Annotated in this window: 18 protein-coding genes; 17 read left to right on the top strand and 1 reads right to left on the bottom strand. The window is 61.6% G+C overall.

Annotation, left to right across the window (positions count from 1 at the left end):
• The first annotated feature begins 16 nt into the window (after window positions 1-16).
• The 3 genes from acnA to CKW25_RS21245 all read left to right on the top strand — a co-directional run bounded on the left by acnA (window position 17) and on the right by CKW25_RS21245 (window position 5449).
• Window positions 17-2758 (top strand): aconitate hydratase AcnA, encoded by a 2742-nt coding sequence (gene acnA / locus CKW25_RS21255; RefSeq protein ID WP_095082254.1) that lies wholly within the window; start codon window positions 17-19, stop codon window positions 2756-2758.
• 230 nt (window positions 2759-2988) lie between these two features.
• Complete coding sequence (locus tag CKW25_RS21250) at window positions 2989-3780, top strand: CPBP family intramembrane glutamic endopeptidase (protein ID WP_095082252.1); 792 nt, start codon at window positions 2989-2991, stop codon at window positions 3778-3780.
• A gap of 103 nt (window positions 3781-3883) precedes the next feature.
• The gene (locus tag CKW25_RS21245) at window positions 3884-5449 is read left to right on the top strand and encodes a PAS domain-containing methyl-accepting chemotaxis protein (protein ID WP_095082251.1); all 1566 of its coding nucleotides are present in this window, start codon (window positions 3884-3886) and stop codon (window positions 5447-5449) included.
• A 67-nt stretch (window positions 5450-5516) separates the two neighbouring features.
• Here CKW25_RS21245 and CKW25_RS21240 read toward each other — a convergent pair whose 3' ends face one another.
• Window positions 5517-6209: an alpha/beta family hydrolase gene (locus tag CKW25_RS21240; protein ID WP_095082250.1), complete on the bottom strand. Its 693-nt coding sequence runs from the start codon at window positions 6207-6209 to the stop codon at window positions 5517-5519.
• A gap of 97 nt (window positions 6210-6306) precedes the next feature.
• Here CKW25_RS21240 and ccoN (CKW25_RS21235) point away from each other — a divergent pair, with 97 nt between their 5' ends.
• The 14 genes from ccoN (CKW25_RS21235) to CKW25_RS21175 all read left to right on the top strand — a co-directional run bounded on the left by ccoN (CKW25_RS21235) (window position 6307) and on the right by CKW25_RS21175 (window position 19850).
• Complete coding sequence (gene ccoN / locus CKW25_RS21235) at window positions 6307-7731, top strand: cytochrome-c oxidase, cbb3-type subunit I (RefSeq protein WP_095082248.1); 1425 nt, start codon at window positions 6307-6309, stop codon at window positions 7729-7731.
• A 10-nt stretch (window positions 7732-7741) separates the two neighbouring features.
• A complete protein-coding gene (ccoO, locus tag CKW25_RS21230; RefSeq protein ID WP_095082247.1) occupies window positions 7742-8350 on the top strand; it encodes a cytochrome-c oxidase, cbb3-type subunit II in 609 nt (202 codons plus the stop codon).
• 3 nt (window positions 8351-8353) lie between these two features.
• Window positions 8354-8563 (top strand): cbb3-type cytochrome c oxidase subunit 3, encoded by a 210-nt coding sequence (locus CKW25_RS21225; RefSeq protein ID WP_095082245.1) that lies wholly within the window; start codon window positions 8354-8356, stop codon window positions 8561-8563.
• A complete protein-coding gene (gene ccoP, locus CKW25_RS21220) occupies window positions 8560-9513 on the top strand; it encodes a cytochrome-c oxidase, cbb3-type subunit III (protein WP_095082244.1) in 954 nt (317 codons plus the stop codon). Before CKW25_RS21225 ends, ccoP (CKW25_RS21220) begins: the two co-directional genes overlap by 4 nt.
• Window positions 9514-9995: 482 nt before the next feature.
• Complete coding sequence (gene ccoN, locus CKW25_RS21215) at window positions 9996-11438, top strand: cytochrome-c oxidase, cbb3-type subunit I (RefSeq protein ID WP_095082243.1); 1443 nt, start codon at window positions 9996-9998, stop codon at window positions 11436-11438.
• On the top strand, window positions 11438-12046 hold the full coding sequence (gene ccoO, locus CKW25_RS21210; RefSeq protein WP_095082242.1) for a cytochrome-c oxidase, cbb3-type subunit II: 609 nt from the start codon (window positions 11438-11440) through the stop codon (window positions 12044-12046). The genes ccoN (CKW25_RS21215) and ccoO (CKW25_RS21210) overlap by 1 nt, the downstream gene beginning before the upstream one ends.
• A gap of 5 nt (window positions 12047-12051) precedes the next feature.
• Complete coding sequence (locus CKW25_RS21205; protein ID WP_003175465.1) at window positions 12052-12237, top strand: CcoQ/FixQ family Cbb3-type cytochrome c oxidase assembly chaperone; 186 nt, start codon at window positions 12052-12054, stop codon at window positions 12235-12237.
• The gene (gene ccoP / locus CKW25_RS21200) at window positions 12234-13211 is read left to right on the top strand and encodes a cytochrome-c oxidase, cbb3-type subunit III (RefSeq protein ID WP_095082240.1); all 978 of its coding nucleotides are present in this window, start codon (window positions 12234-12236) and stop codon (window positions 13209-13211) included. The genes CKW25_RS21205 and ccoP (CKW25_RS21200) overlap by 4 nt, the downstream gene beginning before the upstream one ends.
• A 489-nt stretch (window positions 13212-13700) precedes the next feature.
• Complete coding sequence (locus CKW25_RS26390; RefSeq protein ID WP_143497392.1) at window positions 13701-13904, top strand: hypothetical protein; 204 nt, start codon at window positions 13701-13703, stop codon at window positions 13902-13904.
• 305 nt (window positions 13905-14209) lie between these two features.
• Complete coding sequence (gene ccoG, locus CKW25_RS21195; RefSeq protein WP_095082239.1) at window positions 14210-15625, top strand: cytochrome c oxidase accessory protein CcoG; 1416 nt, start codon at window positions 14210-14212, stop codon at window positions 15623-15625.
• An 11-nt stretch (window positions 15626-15636) separates the two neighbouring features.
• Entirely contained in the window at window positions 15637-16176 is a 540-nt protein-coding gene (locus CKW25_RS21190; protein WP_095082238.1) for a FixH family protein, read from the top strand.
• A 159-nt stretch (window positions 16177-16335) separates the two neighbouring features.
• On the top strand, window positions 16336-18741 hold the full coding sequence (locus tag CKW25_RS21185) for a heavy metal translocating P-type ATPase (RefSeq protein ID WP_095082236.1): 2406 nt from the start codon (window positions 16336-16338) through the stop codon (window positions 18739-18741).
• A 202-nt stretch (window positions 18742-18943) separates the two neighbouring features.
• Window positions 18944-19174, top strand: a complete 231-nt coding sequence (gene ccoS, locus CKW25_RS21180; RefSeq protein ID WP_095082234.1) for a cbb3-type cytochrome oxidase assembly protein CcoS — start codon at window positions 18944-18946, stop codon at window positions 19172-19174.
• Window positions 19167-19850: a sulfite exporter TauE/SafE family protein gene (locus CKW25_RS21175; RefSeq protein WP_095082232.1), complete on the top strand. Its 684-nt coding sequence runs from the start codon at window positions 19167-19169 to the stop codon at window positions 19848-19850. Before ccoS ends, CKW25_RS21175 begins: the two co-directional genes overlap by 8 nt.
• The last annotated feature ends 97 nt before the right edge of the window (window positions 19851-19947 follow it).

Below are 19947 nucleotides of genomic sequence, written 5' to 3'. Positions count from 1 at the left end.
CAAAGGAGTCATTTCAATGCCGTCCCTCGATAGCCTGAAAACCCTTGAGACACTGGAAATAGACGACAAGACCTACCACTATTTCAGCCTCCCGCACGCCGCCAGGAGCCTGGGCGATCTCGACAAACTACCGATGTCGCTCAAAGTCCTGCTGGAAAACCTGCTGCGCTGGGAGGACGACAAGACCGTCACTGGCACCGACCTCAAGGCCCTCGCCGACTGGCTCAAGGAACGCCGCAGCGACCGGGAAATCCAGTACCGCCCCGCACGGGTTCTGATGCAGGACTTCACCGGTGTTCCGGCGGTGGTCGACCTGGCCGCCATGCGCGCCGCCATGGCCAGGGCCGGTGGCGACCCGCAGCGGATCAATCCGCTGTCGCCGGTTGACCTGGTGATCGACCACTCGGTGATGGTCGACAAGTTCGCCAGTAGCCACGCCTTTGAACAGAACGTCGACATCGAGATGCAGCGCAACGGCGAGCGGTATGCCTTCCTGCGCTGGGGGCAAAGTGCCTTCGACAACTTCAGCGTGGTGCCCCCCGGCACCGGTATCTGTCACCAGGTGAACCTGGAGTACCTGGGGCGCACGGTGTGGACCAAGGACGAAGACGGTCGCACCTATGCCTTCCCGGACACCCTGGTGGGCACCGACTCCCACACCACCATGATCAATGGCCTCGGCGTACTCGGCTGGGGCGTGGGCGGTATCGAGGCAGAGGCGGCGATGCTCGGCCAGCCCGTATCGATGCTGATCCCGGAAGTGATCGGCTTCAAACTCAGCGGCAAGCTCAAGGAAGGCATCACCGCCACCGACCTGGTACTGACCGTCACCCAGATGCTGCGCAAGAAAGGCGTGGTGGGCAAATTCGTCGAGTTCTATGGTGACGGCCTTGCCGACCTGCCGCTGGCCGACCGCGCGACCATCGCCAACATGGCCCCGGAGTACGGCGCCACCTGCGGGTTCTTCCCGGTGGATGAGGTGACGCTGGACTACCTGCGCCTGTCCGGCCGCCCGACGGCGGTGGTCAAGCTGGTGGAGGCCTACTGCAAGGCCCAGGGCCTGTGGCGCCTGCCGGGCAAGGAACCGGCGTTCACTGATAGCCTGGCGCTGGACATGGGCAGCGTCGAAGCCAGCCTGGCCGGGCCGAAACGGCCACAGGACCGGGTGTCGCTGCCGAATGTCGGCCAGGCGTTCAATGACTTCCTGGGGCTGCAGCTCAAACTCACCAGCAAGGAAGAAGGTCGCCTGGAAAACGAAGGCGGCGGTGGCGTTGCCGTGGGCAATGCCGACCTGATCGGTGAGGCCGACTACCATTTCGAGGGCTACACCCACCGCCTGAAAAACGGCGCCGTGGTGATTGCCGCCATCACCTCCTGCACCAACACCTCCAACCCGAGCGTGATGATGGCGGCAGGCCTGCTGGCAAAAAAGGCCGTGGAAAAAGGCCTCAAGCGCAAACCCTGGGTCAAGAGTTCGCTGGCCCCCGGCTCCAAGGTGGTCACCGACTACTACAAGGCTGCCGGCCTGACCCAGTACCTCGACCAACTGGGTTTCGCCCTGGTCGGCTATGGCTGCACCACCTGCATCGGCAACTCCGGACCGCTGCCCGAACCGATTGAAAAAGCCATCCAGAGCTCTGACCTCACCGTGGCCTCGGTCCTGTCCGGCAACCGCAACTTCGAAGGCCGGGTGCATCCGCTGGTAAAAACCAACTGGCTGGCCTCCCCGCCCCTAGTGGTCGCCTATGCACTGGCCGGCACCGTGCGCATCGATATCAGCAGCGAGTCCCTGGGCAACGACAAGGATGGCAACCCGGTGTACCTGCGGGACATCTGGCCCAGCACCCAGGAGATTGCCGACGCGGTGAATCAGGTCAACACCGCCATGTTCCACAAAGAGTACGCCGAAGTGTTTGCCGGCGACGCACAGTGGCAAGCCATCCAGGTGCCGCAGGCCGCCACTTATGTCTGGCAGAAGGACTCGACCTACATCCAGCACCCACCGTTCTTCGACGACATCGCCGGCCCCCTGCCGGTGATCCAGGACATCAGCGGCGCCCGGGTCCTGGCCCTGCTCGGCGACTCGGTGACCACCGACCACATCTCCCCCGCCGGCAACATCAAGGTCGACAGCCCGGCCGGCCACTACCTGCGCGAACAAGGCGTGGAGCCGCGAGACTTCAACTCCTACGGCTCACGGCGCGGCAACCATCAGGTGATGATGCGCGGCACCTTCGCCAATATCAGGATCCGCAACGAAATGCTTGGCGGCGAAGAAGGCGGCAATACCTTGCACATGCCCAGCGGCGAGAAGCTGGCCATCTACGATGCCGCCATGCGCTATCAAGCCGAGGGCACCCCGCTGGTGGTCATCGCCGGCCAGGAATACGGCACCGGCTCCAGCCGCGACTGGGCCGCCAAGGGCACCAACCTTTTGGGGGTCAAGGCGGTCATCGCCGAAAGCTTCGAGCGGATCCACCGCTCCAACCTGGTGGGCATGGGCGTCCTGCCGCTGCAGTTCAAGCTCGATCAGAACCGCAAGAGCCTCAACCTCACGGGTAAAGAGACATTCAGCATTGAGGGCCTGAGCCAGGCCGAACTCACGCCACGCATGAACCTGCCCCTGGTGATCACCCGTGAGGACGGCAGCAGCGAGAAAATCGAAGTGCTGTGCCGGATCGACACACTCAACGAAGTGGAGTACTTCAAGGCGGGAGGGATTCTGCACTACGTGTTGCGACAATTGATTGCCTCGTGACATCCGTCCCACAAAGACACCGCCCCAGGGCGTAATGCTATTCAGTCAAGAAACGCTTGAAGCGAGTGAGAGACCTGTGGCGAGCAAGCTCGCTCGCCACGGGGGATGTATTGAGCAAACCTATCGTTAACTGAACAGCATTACACCCCAGGGCGGAGTTTTTGTCGGTTCGCTGTTTATAATTGCGCCCCCGCAAACACCCCCGCCCCGTGGGCGCGTAAGGACCGCACATGCTTGTCTTGCCATGGACGTATCTGGCGCTCCTCTCCATGGGTTACGGCATGGCGCTGGCCTATGGTCGACTCGGCGGGTTGGCCGTCATCTCCTTCAGCCTGTTGCTGTTCGCCGGCTATGCCGCACTTCAGCGCCAGGTACTCATCGGTCGTTACCTGGGCCACGCCTTGTTCATCGTGATGTCCCTGGCGCTGGCGTTGCACTGGCTGCCCGGTTTCTACAATGGGCGCGGGATCGACCCGCAGCGCTTCACGGACGACGCCGTCACCTTCGTCCTGTACCTGAATCTGGACAAACCACTGATCGGCTTCTGGCTGTTGCTGGCCTGCCCATGGATCGTCGGCCGGCGCTCGCTTCCCCAGGCCATTCGCGCCACAGTCGCGGCATTGATCTTGAGCGCAACGCTGGGTCTTGGCGGCGCACTGTTGCTGGGCATGATCAACTGGGCACCGAAATGGCCGGATCAGGCCTGGCTGTGGGTGCTCAACAATCTGCTGCTGGTGACCCTGGTCGAGGAAGCCCTGTTTCGTGGTTACATTCAAGGTGGCCTGAGCCGGCACTTCAAGCACCTGCCTTATGGCGAACACCTGGCGTTGTTGCTCGCCTCATTACTGTTCGGCCTGGCGCACCTGGGCGCGGGCTGGCAGTGGGTACTGCTCGCGGGCCTGGCCGGTGTCGGTTATGGCCTGGCCTATCGCTTCGGCGGGCTGGCTGCCGCGATCGCCACGCATTTTGGCCTGAACCTGCTGCATTTCGGTTTGTTCAGCTACCCGATGCTGGCCCGCTGACGCATCGGTCGTTTTGCGACGCAGTGCCAACAATTGAAAAAAATTTTCAATAATTCACCCGCCATGCCGACACCCTGTCAAAGCCTTACGGATTGAAAAAGCCATGCGTAACAACCAGCCCATTACACAACGCGAACGGACCTTCCCGGCTCAACAACGGTTGATTTCCACAACCGATGCCAAGGGCGTGATCACCTACTGCAACGACGCCTTCGTCGAGATCAGCGGGTTTTCTCGTGAGGAGCTGATCCGTGCACCGCACAACCTGGTCCGTCACCCCGACGTACCGGCAGCGGTGTTCGCGCACATGTGGGGCACCCTGAAACAAGGCTTGCCATGGATGGGCATTGTCAAGAATCGCTGCAAAACCGGTGACCACTACTGGGTGAACGCCTATGTCACGCCGGTGTTCGACGGCAATCAGGTGGTCGGTTACGAGTCGGTGCGGGTCAAGCCCACCGCCGAACAGATCCGCCGCGCCGAAGCGCTCTATCAACGCATCAACCAGGGCAAGTCGGCGATCCCATCGACAGACAAGTGGCTGCCGGTGTTGCAGGACTGGCTGCCGTTCATTCTGGTCAGCCAGTTGAGCTTCATGATCGGCGCCACGCTCAACTCGCAATGGGGCTTTGCCCTGGCCGCCGGCCTTTGCGTGCCGCTGGGCCTGCTGGGGCTGGGCTGGCAACAACGCGGCCTCAAGCGCCTGCTGCGCCTGGCCGAGCAGACCACCTCCGACCCGCTGATCGCGCAGATGTACACCGACAGTCGCGGTGCCCAGGCGCGCCTGGAGATGTCGATCCTCAGCCAGGAAGCGCGCCTCAGGACCTGCCTGACCCGTCTGCAGGACACCGCCGAGCACCTGACCGACCAGGCGCGCCAGTCCGATACCCTGGCACACAACAGTTCCAGCGGCCTGGAGCGCCAGCGCGTCGAGACCGAACAAGTGGCCACCGCCGTCAACCAGATGGCCGCCACCACCCAGGAAGTTGCCAGCCACGTGCAGCGCACGGCGGACGCCACCCAGGAAGCCAACCGCCTGACCGGGCGCGGGCGTGACATCGCCGGCGAAACCCGCGACGCCATCCAGCGCCTGTCGGCGGTGGTGGGAGAGACCGGCCTCACCGTCACCCAGCTGGCCAAGGACAGCGACGAAATCGGTGGCGTGGTCGATGTGATCAAAGGCATTGCCGACCAGACCAACCTGCTGGCCTTGAACGCCGCCATCGAAGCGGCTCGCGCCGGCGAGATGGGACGTGGCTTTGCGGTGGTGGCCGACGAAGTTCGACAGCTGGCACAACGCACCGCTGAATCGACCGGGCAGATCCACAGCCTGATCGCCAAGCTCCAGCAAACCGCCAGCACCGCGGTCCAGACCATGGAAGCCGGGCATCGCCAGGCTGAAGAGGGTGTGGCACGGGTCCTGGAAGCAGACCAGGCACTGGTTGGCATCAGTGAAGCGGTGGCCAACATCACCGACATGACCACCCAGATCGCCGCCGCGACCGAAGAGCAGAGCGCGGTCGCCGAAGAGATCAGCCGCAACATCAGCAACATTTCCCAACTGGCCGACCACACCTCGGAACAGGCACAGAACTCGGCGCTGTTGAGTGAAGAGCTGACCAGGACAGCCAATACCCAGTATTCGCTGGTGCAGCGATTTAACCGCTAGGCCTGTCACCCCCCCCCAAAGGTTGTGTCCAACCTTTGGGGGCCAGTTCAGAGCGTGGGAACGATCATCACAAACCCTGTAGATAGCCTGCGACCTTCGCAGCCGCCGCGTCCAAATGCTGCTCATGGCTAAACCCGGAAGCCTTCAACGGCTTCAAGTCATGATCCCCCGCCACCAGCCACATCAGCTCGATGTTCGGCGACAGTGTGTAGCCGTCCACCGCCTGGCGGTTGCCCAGCGCATCCCTCTCCCCCTGCACAATCAAGGTCGGGGTCTTGAGTCCGGCCAGATGCTCCACCCGGGGTTTCTCCGGCTTGCCCACCGCATAGAACGGATAGCCCAGGCACACCAGCCCGTCCGCGCCCAATTCATCGGCCAGCAGGCTGGCCATCCGCCCGCCCATGGACTTGCCACCGATCGCCAGACGCCCAGTGACATGGCGTCGCACCACGGCATACACCTCGCGCCAACACTCCAGCAGTTTCGGTGCAGGGTTGGGTGGGCGCTTGCCGCCGTCGATACGTCGCTGGGCCATGTACGGGAACTCGAAGCGCAGTACGTTGACGCCACGGGCAGCAAGGCGCGCAGCGATGTCATTGATGAAATCGCTGTCCATCGGCGCGCCTGCGCCATGGGCCAGGATCAGGGTCGGCGCCGCGTCCGGCAGCGGCCCGCAGGCGCGATTCCACAGCCATCCTTGCTCGCGCACACACTGCGCCCATTGATCCCCGTCAATACTGGCCCCGTGCTCTTTGTCCATGCTTGCCTCGCTTTTAATCTGCCTATAACTCCAGGCGAAGGGAGCGTCATCGCCTTGCGCGGACGCTTCACTTTGGCTGAACCGTGGATGGGGAACCATGAACACTTCTTTAAGTACCGCCTATAACTACAAGGTGGTCCGCCAATTCGCCATTATGACGGTGGTGTGGGGCATCGTCGGCATGGGGCTCGGGGTTTTTCTCGCAGCTCAATTGGTCTGGCCCGAACTGAACTTCGATTTACCGTGGACCAGCTTCGGTCGCTTGCGCCCGCTGCACACCAACGCGGTGATCTTCGCCTTTGGCGGCTGCGCCTTGTTCGCCAGTTCATTCTATTCTGTGCAACGTACTTGCCAGACCCGCTTGTTTGCTCCCGCAATTGCTGCGTTCTGCTTCTGGGGCTGGCAACTGGTGATCGTGCTGGCGGCCATCTCGCTGCCGCTGGGCTACACCAGCTCCAAGGAGTACGCCGAGCTGGAATGGCCGATCGATATCCTGATCACCATTGTCTGGGTCGCCTACGCCATCGTGTTCTTCGGCACGCTGATCAAGCGCAAGACCAAGCACATCTACGTCGGTAACTGGTTCTTCGGTGCATTCATCATCACCGTCGCCATCCTGCACATCGTCAACAACGCCGAACTGCCGGTGAGCCTGACCAAGTCCTACTCCGTCTACGCCGGTGCAACCGATGCGATGGTGCAGTGGTGGTACGGCCACAACGCGGTCGGTTTCTTCCTGACCGCAGGCTTCCTGGGGATGATGTACTACTTCGTGCCGAAACAGGCCGAGCGCCCGGTGTACTCCTATCGCCTGTCGATCGTGCACTTCTGGGCACTGATCACCCTGTACATCTGGGCCGGCCCTCACCACCTGCACTACACCGCACTGCCGGACTGGGCCCAGTCCCTGGGCATGGTGATGTCGCTGATTCTGCTGGCACCGAGCTGGGGCGGCATGATCAACGGCATGATGACCCTGTCGGGCGCCTGGCATAAGCTGCGCAGCGACCCGATCCTGCGTTTCCTGGTGGTGTCCCTGGCGTTCTACGGCATGTCGACCTTCGAAGGCCCGATGATGGCCATCAAGACCGTCAACGCCCTCTCCCACTACACCGACTGGACCATCGGCCACGTACACGCCGGCGCTCTGGGCTGGGTAGCGATGATTTCCATCGGCGCGCTGTACCACATGATCCCGAAAATCTTCGGTCGCCAGCAGATGCACAGCATCGGCCTGATCAACGCGCACTTCTGGCTCGCCACTATCGGCACCGTGCTCTACATCGCTTCGATGTGGGTCAACGGCATCGCCCAGGGCCTGATGTGGCGCGCGATCAACGAAGACGGCACGCTGACCTACTCCTTCGTCGAAACCCTGGTGGCTAGCCACCCTGGCTTCATCGTGCGGCTGGTGGGTGGCGCTATCTTCCTCAGCGGCATGTTCCTGATGGCCTACAACACCTGGCGCACCGTGCGTGAGGCACAACCAGCCGAAGTCGCCGCCGCGGCGCAGATGGCCTGAGGAGTCCGCCATGAAACACGAAACGATTGAGAAAAACGTCGGCCTGCTCCTGCTGCTGATGGTGTTTGCGGTGAGCATCGGTGGTCTGACCCAGATCGTCCCGCTGTTCTTCCAGGACGTCACCAACAAGCCGGTCGCCGGCATGAAGCCCTATACCGCCCTGCAACTGGAAGGCCGTGACATCTATATCCGCGAAGGCTGCGTCGGCTGCCACTCGCAGATGGTCCGTCCGTTCCGTGCCGAAACCGAGCGCTACGGCCACTACTCGGTAGCCGGTGAAAGCGTCTGGGATCACCCGTTCCTGTGGGGTTCCAAGCGCACCGGTCCGGACCTGGCCCGTGTCGGCGGCCGCTACTCCGATGACTGGCACCGCGCGCACCTGTACAACCCGCGCAACGTCGTGCCGGAATCGAAAATGCCCGCCTACCCGTGGCTGGTGACCAAACCGGTGGACGGCAGCAACACCGAAACCAAGCTCAAGGTCATGCGCACCCTCGGCGTGCCATACACCGACGAGGACATCGCAGGCGCGACCGCGACCCTCAAGGGCAAGACCGAGATGGACGCACTGGTCTCCTACCTGCAAGTGCTCGGCACTGCGATCAAGAGCAAGAGGTGAGCCATGGGTTTTGAACTCGATACAGGAATGATCCGCGGCCTGGGTACGCTGGTGGTGATGATCGCCTTCATCGGCCTGTCGCTGTGGGTGTTCAACAGCAAACGCAATCCGGAGTTCGCCCAGGCACGGCTGCTGCCGTTCGCCGACGAGCCGCTGATTCAACCAGATGACGCTCACTCTCAAGAGCCTGCAACAAGGAGCATTCGGCCATGACGACCTTCTGGAGTACGTGGATCTGCGTACTGACCATCGGCAGCCTGATCGGCCTGACCTGGCTATTGATCGGCACCCGCAAGGGCGAAACCAAGGGCAGTGTCGACCAGACCATGGGCCATGCCTTCGACGGCATCGAGGAATACGACAATCCGTTGCCACAATGGTGGTTCCTGCTGTTCGCCGGCACCCTGGTGTTTGCGGTCGGCTACCTGATCCTCTATCCGGGCCTGGGCAACTGGAAAGGCATCCTGCCCGGTTACGAGAACGGCTGGACGGGCGCCCACGAGTGGGAAAAGGAAATGGCCAAGGCCGACGCGAAGTTCGGGCCGATCTTCGCCAAGTTTGCAGCCATGCCCGTGGAAGAGGTGGCAAAAGACCCGCAAGCACTGAAAATGGGCGGGCGCCTGTTCGCCTCCAACTGCTCGGTGTGCCACGGCTCGGATGCCAAGGGTGCGTTCGGCTTCCCTAACCTGGCTGACAGCGCCTGGCGCTGGGGCGGCAGTGCCGACGCCATCAAGACCACCATCATGGGTGGCCGGATGGCGGCGATGCCGGCCTGGGGTGAAGTGCTGGGCGAGGCCGGGGTGAAAAACGTCGCCGCTTATGTTCGTCATGAACTGGCCGGCCTGCCGCTGCCGGCCGACAGTGGCGCCGACCTTGTCGCCGGACAGCAAGCGTTCAGCACCACGTGCGTAGCGTGTCACGGAGCAAAAGGCCAGGGCATGGAAATGATGGGCGCGCCCAACCTGACGCAACCGGCAGCATTCATCTACGGCACCAGCCTGGCCCAGTTGCAACAGACCATTCGCCATGGTCGCCAGGGGCACATGCCGGCGCAGAATGAACTGCTGGGCAACGACAAGGTGCAACTGCTGGCCGCTTATGTATACAGCCTGTCTCACGGTGCCAACGCGCAACCGCTGCAGGCTGAAGGTAAAAGCGAGTAAATCTTGACCGCTCCACTGCCGCATCCCTCGGATGCGGCAGTTCCCTACCCCTTTGCGACCCATTGTCGCACCCCCAAAAGGTCCGCCTTTCCGTTCGGCGGATTCACGTCTAAGCTTGCTCCGAAGCGGACTGGCAACAGCCGGTCACAGGTCAACCGTACAGGATGCGTCCGACGAATCTGTTCGATGACAGGCCGCAAAGGCTGGTAGTTACCGGCTGTCGCGCAAGTTGCCGTCTGTCACCTGCGCGCTTCGTTTGAACACGCCCAGTTACAACCGACCCGACCCCCCTCGCCTTTTTCGTCCGCCGAGACATTTTGCCCCCAGGCAATTTTGTCCCTACGCGGCGCATGGAAAGGCCGCAGAATCAGCATTTGAAAGCATTGACGCAGGTCATGGCGCGTTGCAATGACCCCCCGCTTTCTCCATACTTGCGGCCGATTTTTATCCCTAATAAAACACCCAAACCGTGGAACCTTAGAATGAGCACAGCAATCAGTCCGACTGCTTATAACTATAAGGTAGTCCGCCAGTTCGCCATCATGACGGTGGTCTGGGGGATCCTTGGCATGGGGCTCGGTGTCTTCATCGCCTCGCAACTGGTCTGGCCGGAGTTGAACTTCGACCTGCCGTGGACGAGCTTTGGACGCCTGCGCCCACTGCACACCAACCTGGTGATTTTCGCCTTCGGTGGATGTGCATTGTTTGCCACTTCTTATTACGTCGTGCAGCGAACCTGCCAAACGCGACTGATTTCCGACAGCCTCGCGGCCTTCACCTTCTGGGGCTGGCAAGCGGTGATCGTCGGTGCAGGCATCTCCTTGCCATTGGGTTACACCACCAGCAAGGAATACGCCGAACTGGAATGGCCTATTGCCATTCTGCTGGCCATCGTCTGGGTCACCTACGGCCTGGTGTTCTTCGGCACCATCGTCAAGCGCAAGACCAAGCACATTTATGTGGGTAACTGGTTCTACGGTGCCTTCATCGTCGTGACGGCGATGCTGCACATCGTTAACCACGCTTCCCTGCCGGTCAGTCTCTTCAAGTCCTACTCGGCCTACGCCGGTGCGACCGATGCCATGATCCAGTGGTGGTACGGCCACAACGCGGTAGGTTTCTTCCTGACCACCGGCTTCCTGGGGATGATGTACTACTTCGTTCCTAAACAGGCCGAGCGTCCGATCTACTCGTATCGCCTGTCGATCGTGCACTTCTGGGCACTGATCACCCTGTACATCTGGGCCGGTCCTCACCACCTGCACTACACCGCACTGCCGGACTGGGCCCAGTCCCTGGGCATGGCGATGTCGATCATCCTGCTGGCACCGAGCTGGGGCGGCATGATCAACGGCATGATGACCCTGTCGGGCGCCTGGCATAAGCTGCGCACCGACCCGATCCTGCGTTTCCTGGTGGTCTCCCTGGCGTTCTACGGCATGTCGACCTTCGAAGGCCCGATGATGGCCATCAAGACCGTCAACTCGCTGTCGCACTACACCGACTGGACCATCGGCCACGTACACGCCGGCGCCTTGGGCTGGGTAGCGATGATCTCGATCGGCGCGATCTACCACATGATCCCGAAACTGTTCGGTCGCCAGCAGATGCACAGCACCGGCCTGATCAACGCACACTTCTGGCTCGCCACCATCGGTACCGTGCTCTACATCGCTTCGATGTGGGTCAACGGCATCACCCAGGGCCTGATGTGGCGTGCAATCAACGACGACGGCACCCTGACCTACTCGTTCGTTGAAGCGCTGCAAGCCAGCCACCCTGGTTTCATCGTTCGTGCCCTGGGCGGTGCGTTCTTCGCCAGCGGCATGCTGTTCATGGCCTACAACGTATTCCGTACCGTACGTGCCTCGAACCCGGCTGAAGCCGAAGCCGCCGCCAAGATTGCCGTAGTTGGAGCTCACTGATGAAGCATGAAGCAGTCGAGAAGAATATTGGCCTGCTGGCCTTCTTCATGGTCATCGCCGTCAGTATCGGCGGCCTGACCCAGATCGTTCCGCTGTTTTTCCAGGACGTCACCAACAAGCCGGTCGAGGGCATGAAGCCTCGTACCGCCCTTGAACTGGAAGGCCGCGACATTTATATCGCCAACGGTTGTGTCGGCTGCCACTCGCAGATGATCCGTCCGTTCCGCGCTGAAACCGAACGTTATGGCCACTACTCGGTAGCCGGTGAAAGTGTTTGGGACCACCCGTTCCTGTGGGGTTCCAAGCGTACCGGTCCGGATCTGGCCCGCGTAGGCGGTCGTTACTCCGATGACTGGCAGCGTGCGCACTTGTACAACCCGCGCAACGTTGTACCCGAGTCGAAAATGCCGGGTTACCCGTTCCTCGTGGAAAACAAGCTCGACGGCAAAGACACCGCGAAGAAAATGGAAGTCTTGCGCACGCTCGGCGTCCCTTACACCGACGAAGACATCGCCGGTGCAAAAGACGCAGTGAAGGGCAAAACCGAAATGGACGCGCTGGTGGCCTATCTACAAGGCCTGGGCACCATCATCAAAAGCAAACGGTGATTTAGATGGATATCGGGATGATTCGTGGCCTGGGCACCGTTGTCGTGATGGTTGCCTTTATCGGTCTGGCCCTGTGGGTGTTCAGCCCCAAGCGCAAGTCCGAGTTTGAAGACGCGACCTTGCTGCCTTTCGCGGATGATCCCGAAGCCATCAAGCACGTCGAGCAAGCTTCTAGGAGTAACAAAGAATGACTACGTTCTGGAGTCTGTACGTCACAGTCCTCAGTCTGGGTACCATCTTCGCCCTGACCTGGCTGTTGCTGTCGACCCGCAAGGGCCAGCGCAGCGAACAGACAGATGAGAAGGTTGGCCACTCCTTCGACGGGATCGAGGAGTACGACAACCCACTGCCGAAATGGTGGTTCATGCTGTTCGTCGGCACCATCATCTTCGCCCTCGGCTACCTGGTGCTGTACCCGGGCCTGGGTAACTGGAAAGGCATCCTGCCGGGCTACACCTACCTCGACAACGAGAAGCAGACCCCGTTCGCCAACGGCCAGTCTGGCTGGACCGGTGTTCACGAGTGGGAAAAGGAAATGGCCAAGTCGGACGCCAAGTTCGGTCCGATCTTCGCCAAGTTCGCCGCCATGCCGATTGAAGAGGTCGCCAAGGACCCGCAAGCCCTGAAGATGGGTGGCCGCCTGTTCGCCTCCAACTGCTCGGTTTGCCACGGCTCCGACGCCAAGGGCGCTTATGGTTTCCCTAACCTGACCGACGGCGACTGGCGTTGGGGCGGCGCACCGCAAGACATCAAGGCCACCATCATGGCCGGTCGTCACGCGGTAATGCCGGCCTGGGCCGACGTGATCGGCGAACAAGGCGTCAGCGACGTCGCTGCGTTTGTCCTGACCAACCTCGATGGCCGCAAACTGCCAGAAGGTGCGAAAGCCGACCCGGCTGCCGGCCAGAAGCTGTTCGCCACCAACTGCGCGGTCTGCCACGGTCCGGAAGGCAAAGGTACCCCGGCAATGGGTGCACCTAACCTGACCCACCCGGCAGCGTTCATCTACGGCTCGAGCTTCGCTCAACTGCAGCAGACCATCCGTTACGGCCGTCAGGGCCAGATGCCTGCGCAAGAGCAAATGCAGGGTAACGACAAGGTTCACCTGCTGGCCGCTTACGTCTACAGCCTGTCTCACGGTGAGAAGGCAGCGGACGCCAAGTAAGGCAAACGCTTGAAGTAACAAGAAACGGCCCCGCCAATGAGAATTGGCGGGGCCGTTTGCATTTCACGGCTAGTTGAATACACGGACAACTTCATCGACCTGGTTAACGGCTGTTTCAAGCGACGGTATTACCCGGACCGCACATCACGCTCACCTCCTTCACCCTCGAACACCAAATTAAATTAAAAACTTTCACCACCCTGATTAAAGACAACAACTCCGTTAATTAATAACGGCATCCACACTATTGCCATCGACGAGCGATCCCTCAAAGCCGCTGCGGGCCAGAAGCACCTACCATATGCCGGGAGAGTGCTTTTACAAACATCATGCACTACAAATTTCACGCTTTGAAATCAACCGGCAATAGATCAGGCTTGCGCTAACTGATAACTTCTCACTCAGCTTGATCAACGGCCAAGTAATAATATTCCAGCTACCACGATCAAAGCTGACAAACAGTGACCCAACAAACAAGGAAGTTACGACATGAGCAAAAAAAACACTACGGACAACGAACCCAACAACACCGACCAACCAATCAATTGCGAGCTTGTTGCACCAACTGGAACGACTAACAAAACCGGCACCCAAAAGCGCCGAGCACGACGGTCCGCGGACATCGAAAGCGCCGCTGATAAAAAACGCGGCAGCAGTGGGCTGGATTCTCTCGGAGGCGGTAACCTTCCTTGACGCCAGCGCATCATCGGAGTGAACTACGCAGGTAACCGGTGTGCAGCGCCAACCCGCTGCACACCCCTCCCCGAGCCAAATCATGTGCAGGCAGCCAAGGAAAAGGGGAATCGGCTGTAGTCAATTGATCTGCATCATGATTTGTTACATTTGCTACACCATCCAGGATTTTTCCCCAACGCGACTAAAGGTCGCACCCTTGACCTAGAGCGACAGGCGTATCATTGCGCCACTGTTACAGCCCTTTTTGACCGCGGTCGGCACGTACTGACCGAGGCATTTTTCCACTGCCGTGGGATGCAATGATGAGCAACCAGATTCCGGTACACGACGTTACCCCGCCCACCAAGAACGCGAACAATAGCGTCGACCTTTACGCCTCCAGGGAAAAAATCTACACCCGCGCCTTCACCGGCCTGTTCCGCAACCTGCGGATGATGGGCGGTGCCGGGCTGTTCCTGCTGTATTTCGGTACGGTCTGGCTCAACTGGGGCGGCCACCAGGCTGTCTGGTGGAACCTGCCGGAGCGCAAGTTCTTCATCTTCGGCGCCACCTTCTGGCCGCAGGACTTCATCCTGCTGTCGGGCCTGCTGATCATCTCCGCCTTTGGCCTGTTCTTCATTACCGTGTACGCCGGGCGCGTCTGGTGCGGCTATACCTGCCCGCAAAGCGTCTGGACCTGGATTTTCATGTGGTGCGAGAAGGTCACCGAAGGCGACCGCAATCAACGCATCAAGCTCGACAAGGCGCCGATGAGCGCCAACAAGTTCGTGCGCAAATTCAGCAAGCACACGATGTGGCTGTTGATCGGTTTCGTCACCGGCATGACCTTTGTCGGTTATTTCTCGCCGATCCGTGAACTGGTGTTCGAGTTTTTCACCGGGCAAGCCGATGGCTGGTCCTACTTCTGGGTCGGCTTCTTCACCCTCGCCACCTATGGCAACGCCGGCTGGCTACGCGAGCAAGTGTGCATCTACATGTGCCCCTATGCGCGTTTCCAGAGCGTGATGTTCGACAAGGACACCCTGATCGTCTCCTACGACCCGCGCCGTGGCGAAAGCCGTGGTCCGCGCAAGAAAGGCGCCGACTACAAGGCCCAAGGGCTGGGCGACTGCATCGATTGCACCATGTGCGTGCAGGTCTGCCCGACCGGCATCGACATCCGCGACGGCCTGCAGATCGAATGCATCGGTTGCGCGGCCTGCATCGACGCCTGCGACAGCATCATGGACAAGATGGAGTACCCGCGCGGCCTGATCAGCTACACCACCGAGCACAACCTGTCCGGGCAAAAAACCCATAAACTGCGCCCGCGCCTGATCGGTTACGCCCTGGTGTTGCTGGCGATGATCAGCCTGCTGGTCACCGCGTTCTTCATGCGCTCGCTGGTAGGTTTCGACGTCAGCAAGGACCGCGTGCTGTACCGCGAAAACGCCGAAGGCCGGATCGAGAACGTCTATAGCCTCAAAATCATGAACAAGGACCAGCACGACCATACCTACGTACTGGACGCCGCCGGCCTGCCCGACCTCAAGCTGCAAGGCAAGCGTGAGATCAAGGTCGCCGCGGGTGAAATTTTCAGCATGCCGGTCGAGTTGTCGAGTGCACCGGACCAACTGCCGTCGAGCACCAACGAGGTGAAATTCATCCTCAAGGATGCCGATGACGACAGCGTCCACGTTGAAGCCAAGAGCCGATTCATCGGCCCACAAATTCGTTGAGAGAAGTCATCATGCCCGCAGCAACTGCCACCAGCCCTTGGTACAAGCACCTCTGGCCATGGATCATCATCGCTATCCTGGCCTGTTCGGTAACGCTGACCCTGTCGATGGTGACCATCGCGGTGAACAACCCGGACAACCTGGTCAACGACAACTACTACGAAGCCGGCAAAGGCATCAACCGTTCGCTGGACCGTGAGCTGCTGGCCCAGACCCTGCTGATGCGCGCCAGCATGCACCTGGACGGCATGACCGGTGAAGTCGACCTGCACCTGACCGGCAACAGCCAGCCGAAGACCCTGGAACTGAACCTGATCTCGCCCACCCAGCCAGAGAAAGACCGCAAGATCATCCTGACCCGCAGTGAAACCGAACAAGGCCGCTACATCGGCCAGGTGAGCGACAAGATTGAAGGCCGTCGCTTCATCGAGCTGCTGGGCACCCAGGACGACCACATCTGGCGCATGTTCGAAGAAGAACAGGTCAGCCACGACAAAGACCTGTTGCTGGGCGACGAACCGCTGCAAGGCGCCGAAGACCTGAAGCAGTAACTGCCTTGTGGCGAGGGAGCTTGCTCCCGCTGGGGCGCGAAGCGCCCCTGAAACCTGCAAACCGGTTCTTTCAGGTACAGCGAGTTCGCAGCATTGCGACTGCTTCGCCGCCGAGCGGGAGCAAGCTCCCTCGCCACAGTAGCTCTCATGACAGCACACATGACCACCCCAACCCCCTGCTACCACTGCGCCCTGCCCGTCCCGCCCGGCAGCCGGTTCACCGCCGTCATCCTCGGCGAGACGCGCGAGCTCTGCTGCCCGGGCTGCCAGGCGGTGGCCGAAGCGATTGTCGCCGGTGGCCTGGAACACTATTACAGCCACCGCAGCGAGGCCTCGGCCAACCCCGACGCCTTGCCGGTGCAACTGGTGGACGAACTGGCGCTGTATGACCGCGCCGACGTGCAACAGCCCTTTGTACGCCACGAAGGCGACCTGGCCGAAACCACGCTATTAATGGAAGGCATCAGCTGCGCCGCCTGTGGCTGGCTGATCGAGAAACACCTGCGCAACCTGCCCGCCGTGGCGGAGGCGCGCCTGAACCTGTCCAACCATCGCCTGCACGTACGCTGGGCCGACAGTCAGCTGCCATTGAGCCAACTGCTCGGCGAACTGCGCCATATCGGCTACGCCGCCCACCCCTATCAAGCGGACCGCGCCAGTGAACAACTGGCCAGCGAAAACCGCCTGGCCTTGCGCCAATTGGGCGTAGCGGGCTTGCTGTGGTTCCAGGCGATGATGGCAACCATGGCCACCTGGCCGGAGTTCAACATCGACCTCAGCCCCGAGCTGCATGCGATCCTGCGCTGGGTCGCGCTGTTCCTGACCACCCCGATCGTGTTCTACAGCTGCGCACCCTTCTTCAAAGGGGCAATGCGCGACCTGCGCACCCGCCACCTGACCATGGATGTGTCGGTCTCGCTGGCGATCGGTGGTGCCTACCTGGCCGGCATCTGGACCTCGATCACCGGCACCGGCGAGCTGTATTTCGACGCGGTCGGCATGTTCGCCCTGTTCCTGCTGGCCGGCCGTTATCTGGAGCGCCGCGCCCGCGAACGCACGGCCGCCGCCACCGCCCAACTGGTCAACCTGCTGCCAGCGTCGTGCCTGCGTTTAAGCCCGGACGGCCAGAGCGAGCGCATTCTGCTCAGCGAACTGCGCCTGGGCGACCAGGTGCTGGTCCATCCCGGCGCCACCCTGCCGGCCGACGGCAAGATCCTCGACGGCCAGTCGAGTATCGATGAGTCGCTGCTGACGGGCGAATACCTGCCACAACCGCGTACCGTCGGCGACACCGTCACCGCCGGCACCCTGAACGTCGAGGGCGCGCTGACCGTCGAAGTGCTGGCACTGGGTCAGGACACGCGCCTGTCGGCCATCGTCCGCCTGCTGGACCGCGCCCAGGCCGAGAAACCACGCCTGGCACAAATCGCCGACCGCGCGGCGCAATGGTTCCTGCTGCTGTCGCTGGTGGCCGCTGCGGTCATCGGCCTGGTCTGGTGGGAACTGGATCCGTCCCGTGCGTTCTGGATCGTGCTGGCCATGCTGGTCGCGACTTGCCCTTGCGCCTTGTCGCTGGCCACTCCCACCGCCCTCACCGCCGCCACCGGCACCCTGCATAAACTCGGCCTGCTCCTGACCCGAGGCCATGTGCTGGAAGGCCTGAACCAGATCGACACAGTGATTTTCGACAAGACCGGCACCCTCACCGAAGGTCGGTTGGCGTTGCGCTCGATCCGCCCACTGGCGGCCCTCGACAGCAACCAGTGCCTGGCGCTTGCCGCCGCCCTGGAAAACCGCTCGGAACACCCGATTGCCAGGGCCTTTGGTCGAGCCCCCGTGGCCGCCGAAGAAGTGTTGAGCACGCCCGGCCTGGGTCTTGAAGGCCTGGTCGGCACGCAGCGCCTGCGCATCGGCCAGCCGGGATTCGTCTGCGAACTGAGCGGTTGCGCCGTCCCCCCGATGCCCGACGAAGCCGGTCAATGGCTGCTGCTGGGCGACAGCAACGGCGCACTGGCCTGGCTGGTCCTCGATGACCGCCTGCGCAGCGACGCACCGGCCCTGCTCGCCGCCTGCCAGGCACGCGGCTGGCGTACCCTGCTGCTGTCGGGCGATAGTTCGCCGATGGTGGCCAGCGTCGCGGCAGAACTGGGCATCGACGAAGCCCGTGGCGGGTTGCGTCCGGACGACAAGCTGCAGGTGCTCAAGCAACTGCACCAGGAAGGCCGCAAAGTGTTGATGCTCGGCGACGGCGTCAACGATGTGCCGGTACTGGCCGCGGCCGACATCAGCGTGGCCATGGGCTCGGCCACCGACCTTGCGAAAACCAGCGCCGATGCGGTGCTGCTGTCCAACCGCCTGGATGCCCTGGTACAAGCCTTCAGCCTGGCCCGCCGCACCCGCCGGGTAATCATCGAGAACCTGCTGTGGGCGGGGCTGTACAATGGCCTCATGTTGCCGTTTGCCGCCCTCGGCTGGATCACTCCGGTGTGGGCCGCCGTCGGCATGTCCATCAGTTCGTTGACCGTAGTGCTCAATGCCTTGCGCCTTACTCGCCAGATCACGTGAAAACTACTGCGCTCGGAAATACTGCGTTAAAAACAGGCTCGGAATGCTCATTTACAACCAGTAAACTCCGCTTCCTCGCCTGTTTTTGCCTTGTCTTTCCTTCGCTCGTTACGTTTTCACGCGATCTGGACACAAACGAATGTCAGGAAAAGGCAAAATCAAAGTCCGCTGCCGGCCTGAGCCGCGCGGGCATGGAGTAAAGATGCCAGCTCTCTACGTGATGATCCCGGCAGCGCTGCTGATCGTCGCCATCGCCATTTACATCTTCTTCTGGGCCGTCGACAGCGGCCAGTACGATGACCTCGACGGGCCGGCCCACAGCATCCTGTTCGACGACCAGGACCCGAACCACAAGGCCGCCATCGACGAAGCCGACGGCCAGCCAACGGCGGATCCGGCCAAGCCAATCGACAAGGCGCCACCCCATGCTTGAGTTGGCACCCCTGCTGGTGTCAGCGGTGATCCTCGGCCTGCTCGGTGGCGGTCATTGCCTGGGCATGTGCGGCGGGTTGATGGGCGCACTGACCCTGGCGATCCCCAAGGAACAACGCAGCCGACGCTTTCGCCTGCTGCTGGCGTACAACCTGGGCAGAATCCTCAGCTACACCACCGCCGGCCTGCTGATCGGCCTCGCGGGATGGGCCCTGGCCAACAGTCCGGCGGCGATGTTCATGCGTGTGCTCGCCGGTTTGCTACTGATCGCCATGGGACTGTACCTGGCGGGTTGGTGGAGCGGCCTGACCCGCATCGAAAGCCTGGGCCGCGGCCTATGGCGCCATATCCAGCCCGTTGCCAACCGCCTGCTGCCGGTATCGAGCGTGCCGCGCGCCTTGCTGCTGGGCGCGCTGTGGGGCTGGCTGCCATGCGGCCTGGTCTACAGCACCCTGTTGTGGGCCGCCAGCCAGGGCGATGCCATCGACAGTGCGCTGTTGATGCTCGCCTTTGGCCTCGGCACCTGGCCGGTGTTGTTGGCCACGGGGCTCGCCGCTGAACGCGTCACGGCGCTGTTACGCCAACGCAGCGTACGCATGACCGGCGGCCTGCTGGTGATCCTGTTCGGTATCTGGACCCTGCCCGGGCCCCACCAGCATTGGCTCATGGGGCACTAGGCCGCCGCGATCGAAGGCTTGAAGAACCCCCATGTAACCGCATGCAGGGCATTTACCCCGGCTCGACGGTGTACACCCGTACACTCTTGATACAAAT

Source organism: Pseudomonas sp. Irchel s3h17, assembly GCF_900187505.1.
In the GTDB taxonomy this organism is placed as follows: domain Bacteria; phylum Pseudomonadota; class Gammaproteobacteria; order Pseudomonadales; family Pseudomonadaceae; genus Aquipseudomonas.
This window is presented reverse-complemented; position numbering and strand designations above follow the sequence as displayed.

Excerpts from the sequence above, each read along its gene's own strand:
- acnA (WP_095082254.1), top strand. The coding sequence starts at position 17 with ATGCCGTCCCTCGATAGCCTGAAAACCCTTGAGACACTGGAAATAGAC.
- CKW25_RS21250 (WP_095082252.1), top strand. The coding sequence starts at position 2,989 with ATGCTTGTCTTGCCATGGACGTATCTGGCGCTCCTCTCCATGGGTTAC.
- CKW25_RS21245 (WP_095082251.1), top strand. The coding sequence starts at position 3,884 with ATGCGTAACAACCAGCCCATTACACAACGCGAACGGACCTTCCCGGCT.
- CKW25_RS21240 (WP_095082250.1), bottom strand. The coding sequence starts at position 6,209 with ATGGACAAAGAGCACGGGGCCAGTATTGACGGGGATCAATGGGCGCAG.
- ccoN (WP_095082248.1), top strand. The coding sequence starts at position 6,307 with ATGAACACTTCTTTAAGTACCGCCTATAACTACAAGGTGGTCCGCCAA.
- ccoO (WP_095082247.1), top strand. The coding sequence starts at position 7,742 with ATGAAACACGAAACGATTGAGAAAAACGTCGGCCTGCTCCTGCTGCTG.
- CKW25_RS21225 (WP_095082245.1), top strand. The coding sequence starts at position 8,354 with ATGGGTTTTGAACTCGATACAGGAATGATCCGCGGCCTGGGTACGCTG.
- ccoP (WP_095082244.1), top strand. The coding sequence starts at position 8,560 with ATGACGACCTTCTGGAGTACGTGGATCTGCGTACTGACCATCGGCAGC.
- ccoN (WP_095082243.1), top strand. The coding sequence starts at position 9,996 with ATGAGCACAGCAATCAGTCCGACTGCTTATAACTATAAGGTAGTCCGC.
- ccoO (WP_095082242.1), top strand. The coding sequence starts at position 11,438 with ATGAAGCATGAAGCAGTCGAGAAGAATATTGGCCTGCTGGCCTTCTTC.
- CKW25_RS21205 (WP_003175465.1), top strand. The coding sequence starts at position 12,052 with ATGGATATCGGGATGATTCGTGGCCTGGGCACCGTTGTCGTGATGGTT.
- ccoP (WP_095082240.1), top strand. The coding sequence starts at position 12,234 with ATGACTACGTTCTGGAGTCTGTACGTCACAGTCCTCAGTCTGGGTACC.
- CKW25_RS26390 (WP_143497392.1), top strand. The coding sequence starts at position 13,701 with ATGAGCAAAAAAAACACTACGGACAACGAACCCAACAACACCGACCAA.
- ccoG (WP_095082239.1), top strand. The coding sequence starts at position 14,210 with ATGAGCAACCAGATTCCGGTACACGACGTTACCCCGCCCACCAAGAAC.
- CKW25_RS21190 (WP_095082238.1), top strand. The coding sequence starts at position 15,637 with ATGCCCGCAGCAACTGCCACCAGCCCTTGGTACAAGCACCTCTGGCCA.
- CKW25_RS21185 (WP_095082236.1), top strand. The coding sequence starts at position 16,336 with ATGACCACCCCAACCCCCTGCTACCACTGCGCCCTGCCCGTCCCGCCC.
- ccoS (WP_095082234.1), top strand. The coding sequence starts at position 18,944 with ATGCCAGCTCTCTACGTGATGATCCCGGCAGCGCTGCTGATCGTCGCC.
- CKW25_RS21175 (WP_095082232.1), top strand. The coding sequence starts at position 19,167 with ATGCTTGAGTTGGCACCCCTGCTGGTGTCAGCGGTGATCCTCGGCCTG.